This is a genomic window from Streptomyces sp. HNM0574 (assembly GCF_012726235.1).
GTDB lineage: Bacteria > Actinomycetota > Actinomycetes > Streptomycetales > Streptomycetaceae > Streptomyces.
This window is the reverse complement of sequence record NZ_JAASAH010000014.1, coordinates 136,329-153,595: the sequence shown is the minus strand read 5'-3', so window position 1 is coordinate 153,595 and position 17,267 is coordinate 136,329. Positions and strand designations below refer to the sequence as shown.

18 protein-coding genes are annotated in these 17,267 nt (G+C 75.2%); 7 read left to right on the top strand and 11 right to left on the bottom strand.

The genetic code is table 11. From position 1 onward, the window contains the following. Window positions 1–78: 78 nt before the first annotated feature. Both HCC30_RS22245 and HCC30_RS22240 read right to left on the bottom strand, forming a co-directional pair. A complete protein-coding gene (locus tag HCC30_RS22245) occupies window positions 79–285 on the bottom strand; it encodes a DUF5999 family protein (protein ID WP_169444405.1) in 207 nt (68 codons plus the stop codon). A gap of 244 nt (window positions 286–529) precedes the next feature. Then, window positions 530–1,189, bottom strand: a complete 660-nt coding sequence (locus tag HCC30_RS22240) for a hypothetical protein (RefSeq protein ID WP_169444404.1) — start codon at window positions 1,187–1,189, stop codon at window positions 530–532. A gap of 543 nt (window positions 1,190–1,732) precedes the next feature. On the opposite strand from HCC30_RS22240, the gene HCC30_RS22235 reads away from it, so the two are divergent. After that, window positions 1,733–3,229 carry a glutamate-cysteine ligase family protein gene (locus tag HCC30_RS22235; protein WP_169444403.1) on the top strand — a complete coding sequence of 499 codons (1,497 nt, stop codon included), beginning with the start codon at window positions 1,733–1,735 and terminating at the stop codon, window positions 3,227–3,229. A 13-nt stretch (window positions 3,230–3,242) separates the two neighbouring features. Here the strand turns inward: HCC30_RS22235 and HCC30_RS22230 are convergent, their stop codons facing one another. Then, window positions 3,243–4,940 carry a substrate-binding domain-containing protein gene (locus tag HCC30_RS22230; protein WP_169444456.1) on the bottom strand — a complete coding sequence of 566 codons (1,698 nt, stop codon included), beginning with the start codon at window positions 4,938–4,940 and terminating at the stop codon, window positions 3,243–3,245. Window positions 4,941–5,301: 361 nt separating this feature from the next. Between HCC30_RS22230 and HCC30_RS22225 the strand changes: the two genes are divergently transcribed. Further along, on the top strand, window positions 5,302–6,108 hold the full coding sequence (locus HCC30_RS22225; RefSeq protein WP_240979815.1) for a CPBP family intramembrane glutamic endopeptidase: 807 nt from the start codon (window positions 5,302–5,304) through the stop codon (window positions 6,106–6,108). Window positions 6,109–6,124: 16 nt separating this feature from the next. Then, window positions 6,125–7,024, top strand: a complete 900-nt coding sequence (locus HCC30_RS22220) for a phosphotransferase (protein ID WP_169444402.1) — start codon at window positions 6,125–6,127, stop codon at window positions 7,022–7,024. A gap of 46 nt (window positions 7,025–7,070) precedes the next feature. On the opposite strand, the gene HCC30_RS22215 is transcribed toward HCC30_RS22220, so the two are convergent. Both HCC30_RS22215 and HCC30_RS22210 read right to left on the bottom strand, forming a co-directional pair. Continuing rightward, window positions 7,071–7,901, bottom strand: coding sequence for a PhzF family phenazine biosynthesis protein (locus tag HCC30_RS22215; RefSeq protein ID WP_169444401.1), 831 nt, complete (start codon window positions 7,899–7,901; stop codon window positions 7,071–7,073). 9 nt (window positions 7,902–7,910) lie between these two features. Continuing rightward, window positions 7,911–8,882 (bottom strand): ankyrin repeat domain-containing protein, encoded by a 972-nt coding sequence (locus HCC30_RS22210; RefSeq protein ID WP_169444400.1) that lies wholly within the window; start codon window positions 8,880–8,882, stop codon window positions 7,911–7,913. 148 nt (window positions 8,883–9,030) lie between these two features. Between HCC30_RS22210 and HCC30_RS22205 the strand changes: the two genes are divergently transcribed. After that, window positions 9,031–9,720: a PadR family transcriptional regulator gene (locus HCC30_RS22205; RefSeq protein ID WP_169444399.1), complete on the top strand. Its 690-nt coding sequence runs from the start codon at window positions 9,031–9,033 to the stop codon at window positions 9,718–9,720. Window positions 9,721–9,799: 79 nt separating this feature from the next. Here HCC30_RS22205 and HCC30_RS22200 read toward each other — a convergent pair whose 3' ends face one another. Together HCC30_RS22200 and HCC30_RS22195 are read right to left on the bottom strand one after the other, a co-directional pair. After that, window positions 9,800–10,438, bottom strand: a complete 639-nt coding sequence (locus HCC30_RS22200) for a DUF4232 domain-containing protein (RefSeq protein ID WP_169444398.1) — start codon at window positions 10,436–10,438, stop codon at window positions 9,800–9,802. 228 nt (window positions 10,439–10,666) lie between these two features. Further along, on the bottom strand, window positions 10,667–10,876 hold the full coding sequence (locus HCC30_RS22195; protein WP_169444283.1) for a hypothetical protein: 210 nt from the start codon (window positions 10,874–10,876) through the stop codon (window positions 10,667–10,669). A gap of 189 nt (window positions 10,877–11,065) precedes the next feature. Here HCC30_RS22195 and HCC30_RS22190 point away from each other — a divergent pair, with 189 nt between their 5' ends. Beyond that, window positions 11,066–11,626, top strand: coding sequence for a Clp protease N-terminal domain-containing protein (locus HCC30_RS22190; protein ID WP_346776755.1), 561 nt, complete (start codon window positions 11,066–11,068; stop codon window positions 11,624–11,626). Window positions 11,627–11,649: 23 nt separating this feature from the next. Further along, on the top strand, window positions 11,650–12,663 hold the full coding sequence (locus HCC30_RS22185) for an EamA family transporter (RefSeq protein WP_169444397.1): 1,014 nt from the start codon (window positions 11,650–11,652) through the stop codon (window positions 12,661–12,663). Window positions 12,664–12,718: 55 nt separating this feature from the next. Here the strand turns inward: HCC30_RS22185 and HCC30_RS22180 are convergent, their stop codons facing one another. The 3 genes from HCC30_RS22180 to HCC30_RS22170 all read right to left on the bottom strand — a co-directional run bounded on the left by HCC30_RS22180 (window position 12,719) and on the right by HCC30_RS22170 (window position 15,276). After that, a complete protein-coding gene (locus tag HCC30_RS22180; RefSeq protein WP_169444396.1) occupies window positions 12,719–13,630 on the bottom strand; it encodes a TIGR03619 family F420-dependent LLM class oxidoreductase in 912 nt (303 codons plus the stop codon). A 147-nt stretch (window positions 13,631–13,777) separates the two neighbouring features. After that, window positions 13,778–14,425 carry a hypothetical protein gene (locus HCC30_RS22175; RefSeq protein WP_169444451.1) on the bottom strand — a complete coding sequence of 216 codons (648 nt, stop codon included), beginning with the start codon at window positions 14,423–14,425 and terminating at the stop codon, window positions 13,778–13,780. Window positions 14,426–14,595: 170 nt separating this feature from the next. Next, window positions 14,596–15,276 (bottom strand): pyridoxamine 5'-phosphate oxidase family protein, encoded by a 681-nt coding sequence (locus tag HCC30_RS22170; protein WP_169444395.1) that lies wholly within the window; start codon window positions 15,274–15,276, stop codon window positions 14,596–14,598. A gap of 91 nt (window positions 15,277–15,367) precedes the next feature. Between HCC30_RS22170 and HCC30_RS22165 the strand changes: the two genes are divergently transcribed. Next, window positions 15,368–16,705: an aminotransferase class I/II-fold pyridoxal phosphate-dependent enzyme gene (locus tag HCC30_RS22165; RefSeq protein WP_169444394.1), complete on the top strand. Its 1,338-nt coding sequence runs from the start codon at window positions 15,368–15,370 to the stop codon at window positions 16,703–16,705. A gap of 20 nt (window positions 16,706–16,725) precedes the next feature. Here HCC30_RS22165 and HCC30_RS22160 read toward each other — a convergent pair whose 3' ends face one another. Next, a complete protein-coding gene (locus HCC30_RS22160; protein WP_169444393.1) occupies window positions 16,726–17,196 on the bottom strand; it encodes a pyridoxamine 5'-phosphate oxidase family protein in 471 nt (156 codons plus the stop codon). Window positions 17,197–17,267: the final 71 nt, after the last annotated feature.

Sequence of the window (17,267 nt, the reverse complement as noted above, 5' to 3'; positions counted from 1 at the left end):
GCCGGCCCTGGTGTTTCTCGCGTGCGGTGCTCGTCGTGCTCGGTTGTTCGTCGCGCCGGCGCCGGGCGGGGGTGCCCGTCAGGCCGCCGTGGTGATGCCCCGGGTGCCGAGCGGGCGGTGCGGGGCGATGATCTGTCCGTTGGGCAGCAGCTCACCGGTGTCCTCGAACAGCAGGACGCCGTTGCACAGCAGGCTCCAGCCCTGTTCCGGGACGTGGATCATGGGCTGCGCCGCCTCGCGGTCCGCGGAGTCGGCGGTCGGGCACGGTGATTCGTGCTGGCACATGGGCGGTTTCGTCTTCCGTTGCGTCGTGGATTCTGTCGTGCGGCTGGGTGTGGATTCCATGGCCGCTACCCCCGTTCCTCGCGTATGGGCCCAGTGTTCACCCGCGGCGCCGATTCCGCAGGCATTTCGCGCCACCTCGCCGCCCTCGGCGCGCGCGCATCCCCCGTCCGGGCGGTTTCCGTCAACGGGACGGTCCCGACGGGTGGTTCGCGGGTGCGGGACGGACTAGTCCGTCCCGTCGCCCTCACACAGGGGTGGTCAGCGCGGCGGAGGACGGCACCCTCCGGCGGGTCAGCAGCGGCAGCAGCGCGTCCAGTTCGTGCGGGCGGTGCGCCGCGATGCCCGGGGGCGCGGGGGCGAGCGGGATCAGCAGGTCGCCCGGGACGGGGCTGCCCTCGGCCGGGTCGGCCGCGACGTCCTGGTGCAGCCAGAGCGTCAGCATGTACAGACCCGGCACGCACAGCAGCCGCGGCTGGTGGACGCCGCTGAGCGTCTCCGCCTGGTGCAGGGCGCGTTCGGTCGAGGTGACGTACGGGCCCTCGCGGAAGTCGGAGAAGGCCCAGCCGTCGGCGGTGAGCATCGCCTCGGCCGAGCCGACGGCCGGGCTGCCCGGCGGCGCGTCGGCCTCGCGCAGCAGGAAGCGCCAGCCCGTCAGCCGGGTGCGCGGGGCGGCCGGTGCGCGGTGCGCGGACGCGGTGCCGGGCGGTACCGGTGGCCCGGCCGGTGCGTGGCCCGGCGATCCCTCCAACTCGTGGACAGCGAGGGGGAGTTCGGGGCTGAGGACGCCCTGGGCCGCGCGCGCGACGGCGGGCAGGTGCGCCCCCTGTACGGCGGTGGGGGAGCGGAGGGCCGCGAGAACACTGCGCAGGGCGGGGGCCGGAGCCTGGGGGACGTGCAGCGGCATGGTGGGTCACCTCTCGCTCGGGAGCCGGGGAGGCGGGCGCGGGTGCTCGGCGATACGCGGACGGCGCTGTCGGCGAAGGAAGAGCCGCGAGGGCGGCAACGGGGTCAACGGCCGGTCCGCCGGATTCCCGCCTCCTGACGGAAGTTTATACGACGGGTGTTCGGAAGGGTTTTGCGCTAGAGGCTTCCGGTGTTTCCGGCAAGGACTTATCCGGTCGATATCCCTTGCTGTTTCCCCGCCTTCGCACACTTCTACACGAGGTCGGAACGGAAAAGCCATACGTGCGCGTACGGCCGGATCGCGCGGGTTGTTTCCGTTGTGACGGGACTTCCGCGACGGTGATCGTGAGGTCTTCCCGCCGCCTTCTCGCCGCCCCCGCACGGTACTTCTTGCAACTGTCCTGTGACGCTGGAATGTGCCATTGCCGAACACGCGCCGCGCGCACGGCAGTTCGGTGTTGCGGGTGGGGTGAGGGGTTGTCGATCACCTGCCCGGGCATCATGGCTCACACGACGCGGCCGTATCGAGGAGGGGGACGCCCCGATGGGAGAAGAGGTCGTGGCGGACAGGTTCGGCCTGTCCGATCGGCAGCGGTACCGGCGGAAGTTGCGCCGGTGCCTGGAGGGTCTGGAGAGGTTGCTGGAGGAGCGGCGCTTCGACCGTCCGCGTAATCTCATGGGGCTGGAGATCGAGCTGAATCTCGCCGACCCGGACGGCATGCCCAGAATGATGAACGGTGAGGTGCTGGAACGCATCGCCAGCCAGGATTTCCAGACCGAACTCGGGCAGTTCAACCTGGAAGTCAACATCGTTCCGCACCGGCTGGAGGGGCGGGTATTCGATCAGCTCGCCGAGGAGCTGCGCACCGGACTGGGATATGCCGACCGGCAGGCCCGCGAAGTCGCCGCGCGTATCGTCATGATCGGAATTCTGCCGACGCTCGCCGACACCGATCTGGTCCGGGCCAATCTCACCGCGATGGACCGCTACCGGCTCCTCAACGACCAGATCATGGCGTCCAGAGGCGAGGAGGTCGTGCTCGACATAGCGGGCGTCGAGCATCTGGAGTGCACCTCGGCCTCCATCGCCCCCGAAGCGGCCTGCACCTCCGTCCAGTTGCACCTGCAGGTGACCCCGGGACGCTTCGCCGACGTGTGGAACGCGGCGCAGGCGCTGGCCGGGGTGCAGATCGCGATGGGTGCCAACTCGCCGTTCCTGTTCGGCCGTGAGCTGTGGCGCGAGTCGCGGCCGCCGCTGTTCCTGCAGGCCACGGACACGCGTCCGCCCGAGCTGCGGGCGCAGGGCGTCCGACCGCGTACCTGGTTCGGCGAGCGGTGGATCGACTCCGCGCACGATCTGTTCGCGGAGAACCTGCGCTACTACCCGGCGCTGCTGCCCATCTGCGCCGAGGAGGACCCGCTGCGCGTCCTCGACTCCGGCGGTGTCCCCACCCTCGCCGAACTGGTGTTGCACAACGGCACCGTCTACCGCTGGAACCGGCCGGTGTACGGGGTCGCCGACGGCGTTCCGCACCTGCGGGTGGAGAACCGCGTCCTGCCCGCTGGGCCCACCGTCACCGACGTGCTGGCCAACACCGCCTTCTACTACGGGCTGGTGCGGGCGCTCGCGGACGAGGCGCGCCCGGTGTGGTCGCGGATGCCGTTCGAGCGGGCCTCGGCCAACTTCGACGAGGCGTGCCGGTACGGCATCGACGCGCAGCTGTGGTGGCCGCGCGCGGGCAGGGGCGGGGGCCTCGTCCGCGTACCCGCCGTCCGGCTCGTGCGCGAGGAGCTGCTGCCGCTGGCCGAGGCGGGACTGGACGCCTGGGGTGTGGAGGCGCGGGACCGGGACCGCTACCTCGGTGTCATCGAGGAACGGTGCCGGCTGCGCACCAACGGCGCTGCCTGGCAGGCCGCCGCCTACCGCCGGGCCGGGGAGTCGGGACTGGAGCGGGAGAAGGCGCTGGCCGCCGTCACCCGGCGCTACTGCGAACTGGCCGCCGGCGGCGACCCGGTGCACACCTGGCCGACGGGGCCCTGAGGGGCCCCGGGCGTCAGCCGGCCCTGCTGCCCGCCGCCATGATGGCCTTGAGGATCACGGCGTTGATCTGCGCCGGATCCTCGATGCGGTACGACGAGCCGCCGGTCGCCTCGGCGATCTCCTCGCAGGCCGCCGCGTCCGCGTCCGGGCCCACGGCGATCGCGACCACCGGCACCCGCCGCTCCCCGCCGAGCCGCTTGAGCTCGGCGACGAGGGCGCCCCGCGAGATGCTGCCCGGGTCCTCGTTCGCCCCGTCGGTGAGGACGACCAGGGCGTTGAACTTGCCCTCGGTGTAGGTCTTGTGGGCGTCCTTGTACGCGGCCAGCACCGTGTCGTACAGCCCCGTCGCGCCGCCCGGGATCGGTGCCAGGCCGGAGAACGCGGAGGTCAGCTCGTCGCGGTGGGTGCCGCCGCCCTCGGCGCGGTCGCCGAGCCGGGAGGTGGGGACGAGCCGGCGGTAGTCGTGCCCGCCGTCGAGCCGGGTGGCGAAGTCCCAGAGGCCGAACTCGTCGTCGGGCGTGAACTGCGAGAGGCCCTGGATCAGCGAGGCCTTGGTGACGTCCATCCGGGACTGGCCGTCGCGCCCGGGCACGGGGGCCGACATGGAGGCCGAGGCGTCCACCGTGAGCGTCAGGCGGGCGCTCTGCACCGTGATCGTCCACATGCCCTGGGCCGCGCTGACGCTCCGCGCCGACGGCGGCTCGGCGGCGTCCGCCCTGTACGGCTGCGGGTCGCGGGCGCCGGCGCGACGGGCCAGGCCGGCGGGGGCCGAACCGTCGGCGGCGCGGAAGCCGTGCCGGGCGAGGACGCGGCGGCCCGGCTCGTCGCCGAGCAGGGTCTGGAAGCGGATGGCCGCGCGGCTGCGTTCGGTGCCCAGCGACTCGCTGTCGACGAGCGTGTAGGGATAGTCGAGCAGCGTCAGCCCGCCGTCCGGATAGAACAGGCGCAGCCCGGGCGCACCCTGATGTGCCCTGTTGTGCGCGTACGCGGCCTGCTCGGAGAGCAGCAGGGCCTGATTCCGTTTCGGATTGCCCATCTCCGCGCCCGAGGTGTCGCGGGGGAGGGTGGCGAGCACCTGCGAGTCGCCCGGAGCGGTGCGCTCCGCCAGGAGCTTGGCCGCGGCGGCGGTCTCCGCGTCGCCCTTCTTCCCTTTGCCTGCGGAGGCCGCGTTCTGGATGCGGGTCAGTGCGAGCAGGCCGGTCGCGCTGCGCGCCGGGTCGGCGCTGCCGACGCGTACCGCGCCGTCCTCGGCGGAGGACGCGGCGATCCGCGGCCAGCTGTAGGTCTTCTCCGGCCAGCCCATGCGCTTCGCCGCGCGCGGCACCGCGGCCAGGGTGAGCGGCGAGGACGCCACGCTGCCCGCCGCCTCCAGGGGCGGGGCGCCGCTGGAGGCGGACGCCTCCTCCACCCACAGCGAGGAGTCCGGCAGCCAGACGTCGTAGTCCGGGTCCTCGCCGTGCCCCAGCGCCGCCGCCACATCGGCGCCGCTCCGCTCGCTCACCCGTACGTCCAGGCAGTGCCCGTCGGAGGTCACCCGCTCCGCGCGGGCGTGGGCGGCGGCCGCGCGGACCGCGGGCGCGATGTCGGGCGCCGCCGCGACGCTCAGCCGTACCGGGTCGCCGTCGCAGCCGTCGCTGAAGGGCGGGAGCCCGGCGCGCTGCGCCACGACCGTCCCCGCGGCGACGGCGAGCACCAGCGCGGTGGCCGCCACCACCCGGGCCCGCCTGCCCCGGCCCGGACCGGAACGCCGCGCGGCACCCGAACCGGAACGCCGGGCCGGGCCCGGAGCGGAACCCAGGGACCCGGGGGCGCCGCCGCGTGCGCGGGGCGGGCCCTGGCCGGGGTCCTGACCGGGGCCGTACGTACCGTGGTCATCGGGCAAGCTGTGACGTTCCATGGCGTGTACGCCTCTCCTGGCAGCCTGATACGGCGACGGAGCAGGGGTGTGCCCGATGGACGGCGCGCGTCCCCGCGGCTTGTCGCGCACGATCTTCGTACCTGCATTCGAGACCCTAGCGGTGCGGAAGTGCCCGTGCGGCGGGATTGGTGAACTGGAGGCATGTGTGCGGTCACTGGCAAGTGACACCGGCTCGTCCCCCGAGGGGAGCGCGGGAGGAACGCTCCTCTCCCGGCGGCTGCTCGGCCAGGAGACGGGGCTCGTCCTGGCGCTGTCGCTCGGGGCCAGCGCGCTCTCGGCGCTGATCAGCTTCCTCGGCTCGCTCACCGCGCCGGGGCCGCTGTCCGACCAGGCGGCGAACCTCAACACCTCGCGGGCGCCCGACCGTCCGTGGCTCGACCTCGCCTGGCAGCTGTTCGGCATCGCCACCGCGCTGGTCCCGGTGCTGCTCGTCGCCCACCTGCTGACCCGCGAAGGCGCGGGCGGGCTGCGGGCGTTGGGCTTCGACCGGCGCCGCCCCGGCTTCGACCTGCGCTGGGGCGCGGCGGTGGCGGCGGCCATCGGCGGCACCGGCCTGCTGCTCTACATCGGCGCGCGCTCGGCCGGATTCAACCTGACGGTGGTACCGGAATCGCTGCCGGAGGTGTGGTGGAAGTTCCCGGTGCTGATCGCCTCCGCGGTGCAGAACTCCGTGGTGGAGGAGGTCATCGTCGTCGGCTATCTCGTCCGCAGGCTCGACCAGTTGCGCTGGGGGCCGTGGGCGGTGCTCGCCGCGAGCGCGGGGCTGCGTGGGACGTACCACCTGTACCAGGGCATCGGCGGGCTCGTCGGGAACATGGCGATGGGCGTCGTCTTCGTGCTGCTGTACCGGCGTTGGGGCCGGGTCGGCCCGCTGGTCGCCGCGCACGCGCTGATCGACATCGTGGCCTTCGCCGGGTACGCGCTCCTCGCGGGCGAGGTCTCCTGGCTGCCGACGGCCTGACGGGAGGGGAGCGGTCGTGGTGTTCGCGGAGGTGCCGCTGACGGCGGCCGCGCGGTGGGTCTGCGGCGTCGACGGGCCGGCCACCCGGCTGTACGGCGGCGAGGAGTCCGCCGCCTGGCGGGTCGGCGAACACGTCGTCCGCGTCGCCGGGTTCGCACGGGACCCGGCCGAGGTGGAGTGGTGCCACCGGGTCGCGGCGGCGGCGCGGGCCGGCGGCTGCGCCGAGGCGCTCGCGCCGCTGCCCCTGCCGGGCCGGCCGGACGGGGCGACGGCGGCGCACGTCGAGGGGCGGACGGTGTCCCTGTGGCCGCACGTCGACGGGGTGTGGGCCTCGCCGGGCGAGGCGGGCGCGGTGCTGGCGGCGCGGCTGCTGGCCCGGCTGCACCGGGCGCTGGCCCCGGCCGCGCTGCCGCCCAGACCGCGCCCGAACTTCCTGCTCACGGGCCTGGACGGCCGCGCCACGTACGAGGACCCGCGGCTGCGCGACCCCCGACTCGACGCCTGGCTGCGGGAGTTCCACGCCCGGGCCCGCGCGCCGCACCCCCTGCACGGCGACTTCTACCGCGGCAATCTGCTGGCCGCGCCCGGCGACCCGGCCCGGCTGCTCGCCGTACTCGACTGGGACGAGGCGCTGGTGGCCCCGCCCGAGACGGAAGTCGCCAGCGCGGCCATGGAGTTCGCCGGGGACTTCGGCGCGGACACGGCAGCCGTCCGCCGCTTCGTCCGCGCCTACCGCGAGTCCGGCGGCACCGCGCGGCTCCTGGACGACGAGGCGCTCGCCCAGCTGATGCGGCACCGACTGCGGTGCGAGAGCGTCCGGTTCGCGGATGCGGCGGCCCGGGGCGAGCCGCAGGACGCGGAGGACCTGGCCCACCACCGGCGCCGCCTGACGGCCTTCGCCCGGCTCCGGCCCTGAGCTCCCGTACGGGGCGCGTGCCCGGATGCGGCACGCGCCCCGTCGCTCACAGGCCGGGGAGCAGCTGCGCGTCCAGCACGGTGACGGCGTCGCCGGTCAGTTCGGTGCGGTCGCCGCGGAGGGTGGTGCGGACGTGGCCGGTGCGGGCCGACGCCTGGAGGCCGGTGAGGGTGTCGCTGCCGAGGCGGGCCGACCACAGCGGGGCGAGCGCGGTGTGCGCGCTGCCGGTGACGGGGTCCTCCGGGATGCCGACCGCGGGCCCGAACATGCGGGACACGTAGTCGTGCGCGCTGTCCGGGGAGGCGGCCCGCGCGGTGACGATGACGGCCCCGTACGCGTCCAGCCTGCCGACGGCGGCCAGGTCGGGCGCGAGGTCCCGGACGGTGCGCTCGTCGGCGAGTTCGACGAGGAGGTCGCCGAGCGGGCCGGTGTCGTAGGCCCGTACCACCGGAGCGCCCAGTGCCTCGGCGAGGCCGTCCGGCGGGGCGATCCCGGTGAGCGGGCTGGTGGGGAAGTCCAGCGTGATCGAGCCCTCCGGGGTGAAGGCGGCGGTGAGCAGGCCGCTGCGGGAGCGGAAGCGGACGCTCTTCTCGGCGAGGCCGTCCGAGCGGAGCACGTGCGCGGTGGCGAGGGTGGCGTGACCGCAGAGGTCGACCTCGGTGGACGGGGTGAACCAGCGCAGCTCCCAGTCGTGTTCGGGGTCGTCGGGCAGGGGCAGCGCGAAGGCGGTCTCGGCGAGGTTGATCTCCATGGCGAGCCGCTGGAGGCGCTCGTCGTCGGGGAAGCGGCCGGGGCCGTCGCCGGGCAGCAGCACCACCCCCGCCGGGTTGCCGGTGTAGGGCCGGTCGGTGAAGGCGTCGACAGTACGGATCCTCATGGCACGAGCTTAGGAGCCCGGCGGGGCCGCGCGGCCTGGCCAATGCGCCTGGCCACGTTCCGGGAGTTCGGCCCACCGGCCGGGCGGGCCCGTGACGGGGGTCGCGTCCGTCGGGCGCAGTCCGGCGAAGGCGCAGGCGTAGGCCACCGGGTGGTGCTGGTACAGGTAGGCGCTCAGCAGCTCCTCGGGGCCGTCCTCCGCCTCCGGCCGGCCGCCGGGGTGCAGGTCCTGGCCCTCGACGGCGCCGTCCCTGGCGATGCTGCCCTGGTCGCCGCTCTTGGGGTTGGCGTACAGGCCGTAGCAGACGGTGCCGGGGGACAACCGGGCCAGTGCGCCCGGCAATTGGGGCGCGTACCCCCAGGGCTGGGTGACGACGCAGCCGCCCGGGACGGTCGTCACGCCGATGACCCGCACGTCCTCGTCCAGGTCGAAGCCGTACGGGTCCGCCAGCCGCCGGACGGCCTCGTCCGAAGCCGGTGCCGCCGCCAGGCGGCGGACCGCCTCGGCCGCGTCGATCCCGGCCACGCAGGCCAGGCCCGTGCCGTCGCACTCGAGGCTGCCGAGTGCCGCGATGAGCCTGTGGGCCTCCCGGGCCGCCGCCTGTTCGGCGTCGGTCAGGCCCGTCCCCGGTGGTGCCGGGAACAGGTCCGGTTCCGGCCCGGCCAGGCTCAGCCGCCCCGGGGACCAGTCGCCGACCGTGCTCAGCCAGGGGTCGGCGCCGGCGGCGGCGAGGGCGCGCGCGGTGTCCGTCCGGCCGGAGACGACGGCCTCCCACAGCGCGGTCGCGCCGTTCGCCGTCGCGTCCACGTCCGTGACCCGGGCGGCCAGTTCCGCGACGACCTCGGGGGTGCCGTACACCGCCGCGTGGTGCAGCGGCCGGCCGTCCTCCCAGGTGTCCGGGTCGGCGCCCTCGTCGAGCAGGCGGCGCGTGTGGCCGGCGTCGGTCTCGTCCCAGCCCCTGGCCGTCCAGATGTCCGTCATCGGTTCCCCTCCCACGGCGGTTCACGGGGCTTCCCCGCGTCCGCGCATGCTCGCACGCGGCTCGGACAGTCTTGCCGGAGAAGAGTTACCGATATATCGTTGAGGCATCGCGATAGATGGACGACAGATCACGGAAGAGGTGTGAGCGATGCACGCGGAAGGACACGAATACGGACAGCACGGCAAGCAGGGCCCGCACGGGCGCGGCCCGGGCCGGGGCGGCGGCCCCTGCGGTCCCGGCGGCTTCCAGGGCCCGGGCGGCCCCGGCGGCTGGGGCGGCTTCGGGCCCGGCACGGGCCCCTGGGAGCGCCGCGCCTTCGGCGCCTTCGGGCCGCCCTTCGGGGACGGACCGTTCGGCGGCGGCCGGGGCCGCGGCGGACGCGGCGGACCGCGCGGGCGCGCGCGGCGCGGGGACGTCCGCGCGTCGATCCTGGCGCTGCTGACGCAACGGCCGATGCACGGCTACGAGATGATCCAGGAGATCGCCGAACGCAGCGGCGGCGCGTGGAAGCCCAGCCCCGGCTCGGTCTACCCGACGCTCCAGCTGCTGGAGGACGAGGGCCTGATCACGAGCGCCAGCGAGGGCGGCAAGAAGCTGTTCTCGCTCACCGACGAGGGCCGTGCCGAGGCCGAGTCGGGCCCCGACGCGCCCTGGGAGGAGGCCGGGCGCGGCATCGACTGGGAGGCCATGAACGAGGTGCGCAAGGCGGGCAGCGGACTCGTCGGAGCCTTCCAGCAGGTGTGGACGACGGGTTCGCCCGAGCAGCGCGAGAAGGCGCTGGAAGTGGTCAACGACGCCAGGAAGAAGCTCTATCTGATCCTCGCCGAGGAGGACTGACGCAGCGGCGCCCCGGCGCCGGACACCCGATCCCCACCGTGAACGGGCGCCCGGCGCCGGGGCGTTGGCGGATGCGCGGTCAGTGGTCGGGGCCCGAGCCGGTGCCGAGCGGGAGGACGTCGACCTCACCGGTGCCGCACACGGTGCCCTGGTCCCACTTCGTCGCGCTCGGCGTGCGCGCGTCCGGCGGTGTGACCTTCAGGCCCGCCGGGTCCGGGCAGCCGTCGGAGGGATCGCCCTCGGACGGGACGACCGTCCAGTGCAGCCGGCTCCACGCGTTGCCGCCCGGCTCCAGCGTCAGCTGCTCCGGGGTGCGGCTGCGGTCGCGCACCGCGTCGGTGGGCAGCGCCTCGCCCGCCGCGTCGGTCAGCTGGAGCCCGGGCCAGCCCTGCGTACGGCAGGCCGTGTCCGAGGTGTTGGTGAGGACGAGGGCCGAGTAGCGGTTGCCCGCGGCGGATTCGAGGGGGCGGAGCGAGGGCGCGAGGTCGTCCGTCGCGCACCAGGGGCTGCCGGGTGCGGACTGCCCGTCGTCCGGGGCGTGCTGCTTGTCGGGGGCGTCCGCGTCCTCCGCGGGCGGTCCTTCGACGGCGGACGACCGCGCGTCCGAGGGGGCGTCGCCGCCCTGCGGGGCGACGGTGTCCGCGCCGCAGCCGGTGACGGCCAGCGCGGTGCCGGCGGTGAGAGCGATGAGGGCGGAACGTGCCGAATGCCGTGCCATGGGATCTCCAGGGGGCTGCCGAACCGGGGCGTCACGCATGAGACGGGCGCTTGGCCACACAGGTTCCCCATATGGCCTCAATCACGCATGTGTCGGGGAACACGCCCCGCCTGTGGGGGAGTTCGCGTCGCGTGAGACCGGCGCGATTTCTTCGGTCCGTACTCCCGGCGCGGTACGCCGGAGGTTCCGGTGCGCGGCGGGTGGTGCGGAACGGGCGCGCGCCCCGGGTCAGTCGAGGAGCTGCCAGATCTCGGCGGTGTCGAAGCAGTCCAGCGTCCGGGGCAGCAGCGAGTCCTCGTGGCAGTGGAAGGCGGACCAGAACAGGTCGCCGGGGCGCGCGTCGTCGGGCGCGTAGACGCGGTACACGTACTCCCGGCCGTCGGCCGCGAGCAGCGCCACCATCCAGCAGGACAGGACGGGCTGCGCGCGGGTGGCCATGGGTCTCCCTCGACGGACCGGGGACGGGCGCGTGTGACGGGTGCGGAGGGGGAGACGTGGCAGCGCGTCGCGTGGTTGCCTCTCCTCCTCAAGGAGGAGAAACGGCGGGGCCCGCCCCGACCTCAGTGTGACGGGCAGATGCCACGGGGCGAGGATGTTCAGCCACGATCCATGTGATGTGGTGGTCCTGTGCAGACCCCTACACCGTCCAGCCGTCCCGCCGACACAGAAGCCGATGCAGCCGAGGACCAGCTCAGCCCGCAGCTGGCCGACATGACGGCCACCGCGCGGCGGCGTGCCGCGCGGGACGGAGACCGGCAGGTCGACACCGCGCACCTGCTGCACAGCCTGCTCGAATCCGACCGGCGCGTATGGGACTTCCTGGACGGCGGCAGCCCGCAGGCGGGCAGGCTGCTCGGCTATCTCGTGCAGCGCAGCATCGGCTACGGCCTGCGCTGGCAGGGCACGGTCGAGGACTCCGGCGCGATCCCGCTCGCCGCGGCCGGGGAGCAGCCGGGCGCCGCGCCGCGCTGGTCGCAGGCGGCCGTCGCCGCGCTGGACCTCGCGCTGCGCCGGGCGCACCTGCGGGGCAGGCAACGGGCCGAGGGCGTCGACCTGTTCGCCGGGCTGGTGGCCGACGGCGAGTGCCGCGCCGCCGAGGTGCTGGAGCGTGCCGGGGTCGACCGGGAGCGCCTCGCGGGCCGACTGGGCGTCAGGGGCGAATCCGGTGACACCCCTGTCACCGCTTGACATGACGTTGACATGATGGGGCGATGTCGACCGCCGCACCCGATGCCTCCGCCGCGCGCCACCGCGGCCTCGGACTTCCGCTCGCCCTGATCTCCGCGCTGGCCTTCGGCGGCTCGGGCCCCGCGGCCAAGCCGCTGATCGAGGCGGGCCTCGACCCGCTGCACGTGACCTGGCTCCGGGTGGCGGGCGCGGCCCTGGTGATGCTGCCGCTCGCCTGGCGGCACCGGGGGCTGCTGCGTGAACGCCCGGGGCTGCTGGCCGGGTTCGGGCTGCTGGCCGTCGCGGGCGTCCAGGCGTTCTACTTCGCGGCGATCTCCCGCATCCCGGTCGGCGTCGCGCTGCTCATCGAGTACCTCGCGCCCGCGCTGGTGCTCGGCTGGGTGCGGTTCGTCCAGCGGCGGCCGGTGACGCGGGCCGCCGCCGTGGGCGTCGTGCTCGCCGTCGGCGGGCTGGCCTGCGTCGTCGAGGTGTGGTCCGGGCTGCGGTTCGACCTGCTCGGGCTGCTCCTCGCGCTGGGCGCGGCCTGCTGCCAGGTCGGCTACTTCGTGCTCTCCGACCACGGCAGCGACGCGTCCGACGGCAGGAGCGCCGCCGACCCGCTCGGCGTCATCGCCTACGGGCTGCTCGCGGGCGCGGCCGTCCTCACCGCCGTCGCCCGCCCCTGGACCATGGACTGGGCCGTACTGGGCGGCCCCGCGAGCATGGACGGGACGCGCGTGCCCGCCGCCGTGCTGCTGGCCTGGATCGTCCTCGTCGCCACCGTCGCCGCGTACCTGACGGGGGTGCTCTCGGTGCGCAGGCTCTCGCCGCAGGTGGCCGGTGTCGTCGCCTGCCTGGAGGCGGTCGTCGCGACCGTCCTGGCGTGGGTGCTGCTCGGTGAACACCTCTCGCCCGTACAGCTCGTGGGCGGCGCGGTGGTGCTGCTGGGCGCGTTCATCGCGCAGAGCGCGACGCCGAAGGCCCGGAGCGGGGAGCCGGTCGCCGCGGGCGGCGAGCCCCGCCTCCCGGACGAGGAGCGCGCGGGCGTCGGCGGCTGAACGGACGCTTCCGGCCCGGGAGTCGGACCTCCCGGGCCGGCCGCCCCTGCCGGGGTCAGCGCACGGTGCCCTTGGCCGGGTCGACGACGTGTTCCGTGAGCTGTTCCAGGACGGCGCGGTCCTGCTCGGCGGTGCCCCGGTCGGTGGGGTCGCCGGGGTAGGTGTCCACGAGTACGTGGGTGGCGCCGAGTTCGGCCAGCTCCGCGAAGTCGGCGCGGATCTGCTCCAGCGTGCCCTGCCCTGCCGTCCGCCCCGACTCCTCCAGCGGGCCGTCGGTGATGCGGACGGGGAGCCGGGGGACGAGCTCGGGCGCGGGCCGTCCCGCCTTGTCCGCCTCGGCGGCGAGGACGGGGAGCGCGGCGCGGATCTCGTCCAGCGTGGGCGCGACCGGGTGCCAGCCCTCGCCCAGCCGGGCCGCCCGGCGGAGCGCCGCCTGCGAGGAGCCGCCGACCCAGACGGGCAGCGGGCGCGCGACGGGCCTCGGCGCCGTGTGCACGTCGGTGTAGTGGACGTACTCGCCGTGGAAGGTGGTCGGGTCCTCGCGCCAGGCCGCGCGGATGGCGGTCAGGTACTCGTCGGCGATCCGGCCGCGCTGCGCGAAGGGGACGTTGAGCGCCTGGTACTCGGCGCGGGACCAGCCGATGCCGGCGCCGAGGATGAAGCGGCCGCCGGTGAGGACGTCGAGGTTGGCGGCGAGCCGGGCGGTCTGCAGCGGGTGGCGGTAGGGGAGGACGGTCACCGTGGTGCCGAGGGTGAGCTCCGGCTCCTTCGCGGCGAGCCAGGCGGCCAGCGTGAACTGGTCGTAGAACGGCGCCGGGTAGACGGCGTGCACGTCCTGGGTCACCGCGATGTGGTCGGAGATCATGACGAACCCGAAGCCCAGGGTGCGGGCCCTGGCCGCTTCCTCCGCGAGGGAATCGGGCGTCGTGCCGGGGCCGAAGTTGAGCAGATTGACGCCTAGGCGCACGTCATCTCTCCGTTCCTGTGCGGGACGTGGCGGTCGGCCCCCGAGCGTATCCCGCCCGCCCCCGGTGACGAGGGCGGACGGGCTCCGACTGCCGTACAGGAGACGGGAGTTGACGTTGTGTCACCGAGGGCGGGTGCGCCCGGAGGGTCAGGTGTGCGGGGTCAGGCCGAGCTCGCGGTCGACGGCGGGGCTGGTGCGGGTCGAGGCGGCGATGACCGCGGGCCAGCTGCCGTACTTGGTGTACAGCTGGTCGGCCGTCGGGCCCAGCGGGTTGCCGTACTTGACGACGTTCCGCCGCTCCAGGGCCTCGACCTGCTCGGGGGACATGCCGGCGCGGGTGATGTCCTTGGCCTCGTTGCGCATGGCCACCAGTTCGCGGGCGATGTCCTCGTCCGAGGCGCCCTCGGCGCGCATCCAGGCCTCGGTGCGCTCCATCCGGTCCAGCAGCGCGTGGTAGCGGACGCGCACCTCGCGGGCCTCGGCGCGCTCCTCCGGCGTCATCTGCCGGATGGTGCAGACGACGGGCTCGGGGCTGGTGCACGGCGCGTCCGCCTCCAGCGGCGGCGCCGCGACCGAGCCGGGCGAGGCGTCCGGGCCCGCGGCCGGGTCGGCAGCGGCCGTGGCGGGCGGCGGGGCCTGCGCGGGCGCGGCGGCCGTCGCAGCGGAGGCCCCGCCGCCGAGCAGCGCGAGCGCGCCCAGCAGCAGCGCGGCGATCCGCCGGGCCGCGAGCGAGCGGTACGGCCGTGCGGTGGCCGGGAGTTGGGGCGGGCGGTCCTGGCCGGTCGAGTCGATCATGGTTGCCATGGCCGCATCCTGGCCGCTGCCCCGTACGCCCCGGCCAAGGCGCGCGGACGGGGGCGGCGGCGCGTGGGTGCGGAAGCGCGGCGCGGGCCCGCCGTCCGGAAGCCCCCGCGCGGGCGGGGGAGTTGACCCGCCCAGGCCTCAGCCCGGCGCCGCCCCCGCCGTCACAGTGCGGCGAGGTAGCCGGGCAGGGGGGTCTCCCGGGCGCGGGCGTCGGCCGGTTCGGGGTCGCCGTAGGCGCGGCGGACGGGGACGACGCCGCTCCAGTGCGGCAGGGCGAGGTCCCGTTCCTCGTCGTTGGGGCCGCCGGTGCGGACCTTCGCCGAGACCTCCTCCAGGTCGACCCGGAGCACGGCGGTGGCCGCCAGCTCCTTGCCGTCCGCCGGACGGGAGTCGGCCGCCCGCCCGGCGACGACCTGGTCGGTGAGCGCGTCCAGCGCGGCGCGCTGCTCGGCCTCGTCCGTCACCGGGTACGCGGTGCCGTGCACCACCACACAGCGGTAGTTGACCGAATGGTGGAAGGCGGAGCGGGCCAGCACGATCCCGTCGACGTGGGTGACCGTCACGCAGACCGGCATCCCCTCCGGGCTGCCGCTCGCCGTCCGCAGCGGCCGGGAGCCGGTGGAGCCGTGCACGTACAGCCGGTCGCCGGAGCGGGCGTAGAGCGTCGGCAGGACGACGGGCGCCCCGTCGCGGACGAAGCCGAGGTGGCAGACGAACTCCTCGTCCAGGATGCGGTGCACCGACTCCCGGTCGTACGAGGCCCGCCGGCGGGCCCGGGTGAGCGTGGTGCGCTCGGTTCGGGGATAGGCGGCGGGGGCGCTGCTGCTGCTCGTCGGGGGCATGGGCTCTCTCCCTCGTGGGTTCGGGCCGCTCGCCGGCCGTGGTGCGTGTTCCGGCTTGCGTCTCTCGTTGTACTAGTGCAAACTGTGCTTTGTGCTAGGAGAGTACAGGATCACGGGCAGGCGCGCAGCGGAGATCGCGGCGAGCGTCGAACAGGGCGTCGGATCGGGGGAGTTGGCGCCCGGCGCCGCGCTGCCGCCGATGCGGGAGCTGGCCGCCGAACTGGAGGTCAACCCGAACACGGTCGCCGCGGCCTACCGGACGCTGCGCGAGCGCGGCGTCATCGAGACGGCCGGCCGCCGCGGCAGCCGGGTGCGGGCCAGGCCCGCGAGCACCGCGCGCGAGGCCCTCCGGGTCGAACCCCCCGAGTGGGCCACCGACGTCTCCCAGGGCAACCCCGACCCGGCGCTGCTGCCGCCGCTGGGCGAGGCGCTGGCCGCCGCGGCCGCGCGCGCGGCCCGCAGCCCCGTCTTCTACGGCGACGAACCCGTCGACCCCGGTCTGGCGCGGGCCGCGGCCGAGGCGTTCGCGGCGGACGGCGTCCCCTGCGGCCCGGACGGCATCGTGCTGACCTCCGGTTCGCTGGACGCCATCGAGCGGGTGCTCGCCGCGCACCTCAAGCCGGGCGACACCGTCGCCGTCGAGGACCCGGGCTGGGGCAGCCTGCTCGACCTCGTCCCCGCGCTCGGCCTGCGCCCCGTCCCGCTGCCGCTGGACGACGAGGGTCCGCTGCCCGACGGGCTGGAGCAGGCCCTGGAGCGCGGGGCCCGCGCCGTCGTGGTCACCGGCCGGGCCCAGAACCCGACCGGCGCCGCCGTGTCCGCCGCGCGGGCCCGCGCGCTGCGCGAGGCGCTCGCCCGCCGTCCCGGCGTCCTCGTCGTCGAGGACGACCACGGGCACGGCATCGTCGACCTCCCGCTGTGCACCCTCGCGGGCGCCACCGACCGCTGGGCGCTGGCCCGTTCGACGGCGAAGGCGTACGGGCCCGACCTCCGGCTCGCCGTCCTCACCGGGGACGCGGTCACGCTGGACCGGGTCCGGGGGCGGCAGCGGCTCGGCCCCGGCTGGGTCAGCCACCTCCTCCAGGACGCCGTCGCGCACCTCTGGCACTCCCGCGCCGTCGACCCGGCCGCGGTGGCCCGCGCCTACGGGCGGCGCCGCGACGCGCTGGTGCGCGAGCTGGCCGGGCGCGGGGTGCCGGCGTACGGGCGCAGCGGCATGAACGTCTGGGTGCCCGTCGCCGACGAGACCGGTGCCGTGACGGCTCTGCTCCAGTCCGGCTGGGCCGCAGCCCCCGGCGCGCGCTTCCGCGTCGCCTCGCCGCCCGGCATCCGGCTGACGGTCTCACCGCTGGACGACGTCGGCATCCCCCGCCTCGCCGACTCCGTCGCCGCGGCCGTCCGCCCGGCCGCGCCCCGCCGGTACGCCTGACGGACGGCGCGGCCCCGGCTTCAGATCTTGCGGAAGTCCCAGGAGACGACGCTGTCCGGGGTCAGGCGGAGCCAGGCGTGCCGGCCGTCGTGCGGCATCCGGTCCATGCCGAAGTACTTGGCGGCGAACAGCCGTTCCGGGGCGGCCAGTTCGGGCACGTCCGCCTCGCCGCGCGGGGCCTCGCCGACGGGGACGGCCCGGCCGGTGAGCTCCACGCCGCGCAGTTCGCCGTACTCGCGCCCGTCGTCCACGACGACCGCGACGCGCGGGTCCCGGCGCAGCTGGGCCCAGCGCCGGCTGCGGGTGATCGAGTACAGCCACAGGGAGGCGCCGTCCCAGCAGAAGAACAGCGGGCCCACGTGCGGGGTGCCGTCCGCGCCCACCGTGGCCACGCGGCAGGTGTGCTGCTCGGTGAGGTAGGCGTCCAGCTCCTCCGGGGACATCCTGATCCGGCGTCCGCGCCGCTGGCCGCGCTGTTCGGTGACGCTCATGGGCTCGTCCTTCCGCGTCCCTCCGCGCCCTCGCCCGACTGTTGCTGATGGCACGTCAGAAAATCATGCGC

What these genes read in the sequence shown, in the direction of transcription:
- HCC30_RS22245 (WP_169444405.1), bottom strand. Translation starts at nt 285, where the DNA reads ATGTGCCAGCACGAATCACCGTGCCCGACCGCCGACTCCGCGGACCGC.
- HCC30_RS22240 (WP_169444404.1), bottom strand. Translation starts at nt 1,189, where the DNA reads ATGCCGCTGCACGTCCCCCAGGCTCCGGCCCCCGCCCTGCGCAGTGTT.
- HCC30_RS22235 (WP_169444403.1), top strand. Translation starts at nt 1,733, where the DNA reads ATGGGAGAAGAGGTCGTGGCGGACAGGTTCGGCCTGTCCGATCGGCAG.
- HCC30_RS22215 (WP_169444401.1), bottom strand. Translation starts at nt 7,901, where the DNA reads ATGAGGATCCGTACTGTCGACGCCTTCACCGACCGGCCCTACACCGGC.
- HCC30_RS22210 (WP_169444400.1), bottom strand. Translation starts at nt 8,882, where the DNA reads ATGACGGACATCTGGACGGCCAGGGGCTGGGACGAGACCGACGCCGGC.
- HCC30_RS22205 (WP_169444399.1), top strand. Translation starts at nt 9,031, where the DNA reads ATGCACGCGGAAGGACACGAATACGGACAGCACGGCAAGCAGGGCCCG.
- HCC30_RS22200 (WP_169444398.1), bottom strand. Translation starts at nt 10,438, where the DNA reads ATGGCACGGCATTCGGCACGTTCCGCCCTCATCGCTCTCACCGCCGGC.
- HCC30_RS22195 (WP_169444283.1), bottom strand. Translation starts at nt 10,876, where the DNA reads ATGGCCACCCGCGCGCAGCCCGTCCTGTCCTGCTGGATGGTGGCGCTG.
- HCC30_RS22185 (WP_169444397.1), top strand. Translation starts at nt 11,650, where the DNA reads ATGTCGACCGCCGCACCCGATGCCTCCGCCGCGCGCCACCGCGGCCTC.
- HCC30_RS22175 (WP_169444451.1), bottom strand. Translation starts at nt 14,425, where the DNA reads ATGATCGACTCGACCGGCCAGGACCGCCCGCCCCAACTCCCGGCCACC.
- HCC30_RS22170 (WP_169444395.1), bottom strand. Translation starts at nt 15,276, where the DNA reads ATGCCCCCGACGAGCAGCAGCAGCGCCCCCGCCGCCTATCCCCGAACC.
- HCC30_RS22160 (WP_169444393.1), bottom strand. Translation starts at nt 17,196, where the DNA reads ATGAGCGTCACCGAACAGCGCGGCCAGCGGCGCGGACGCCGGATCAGG.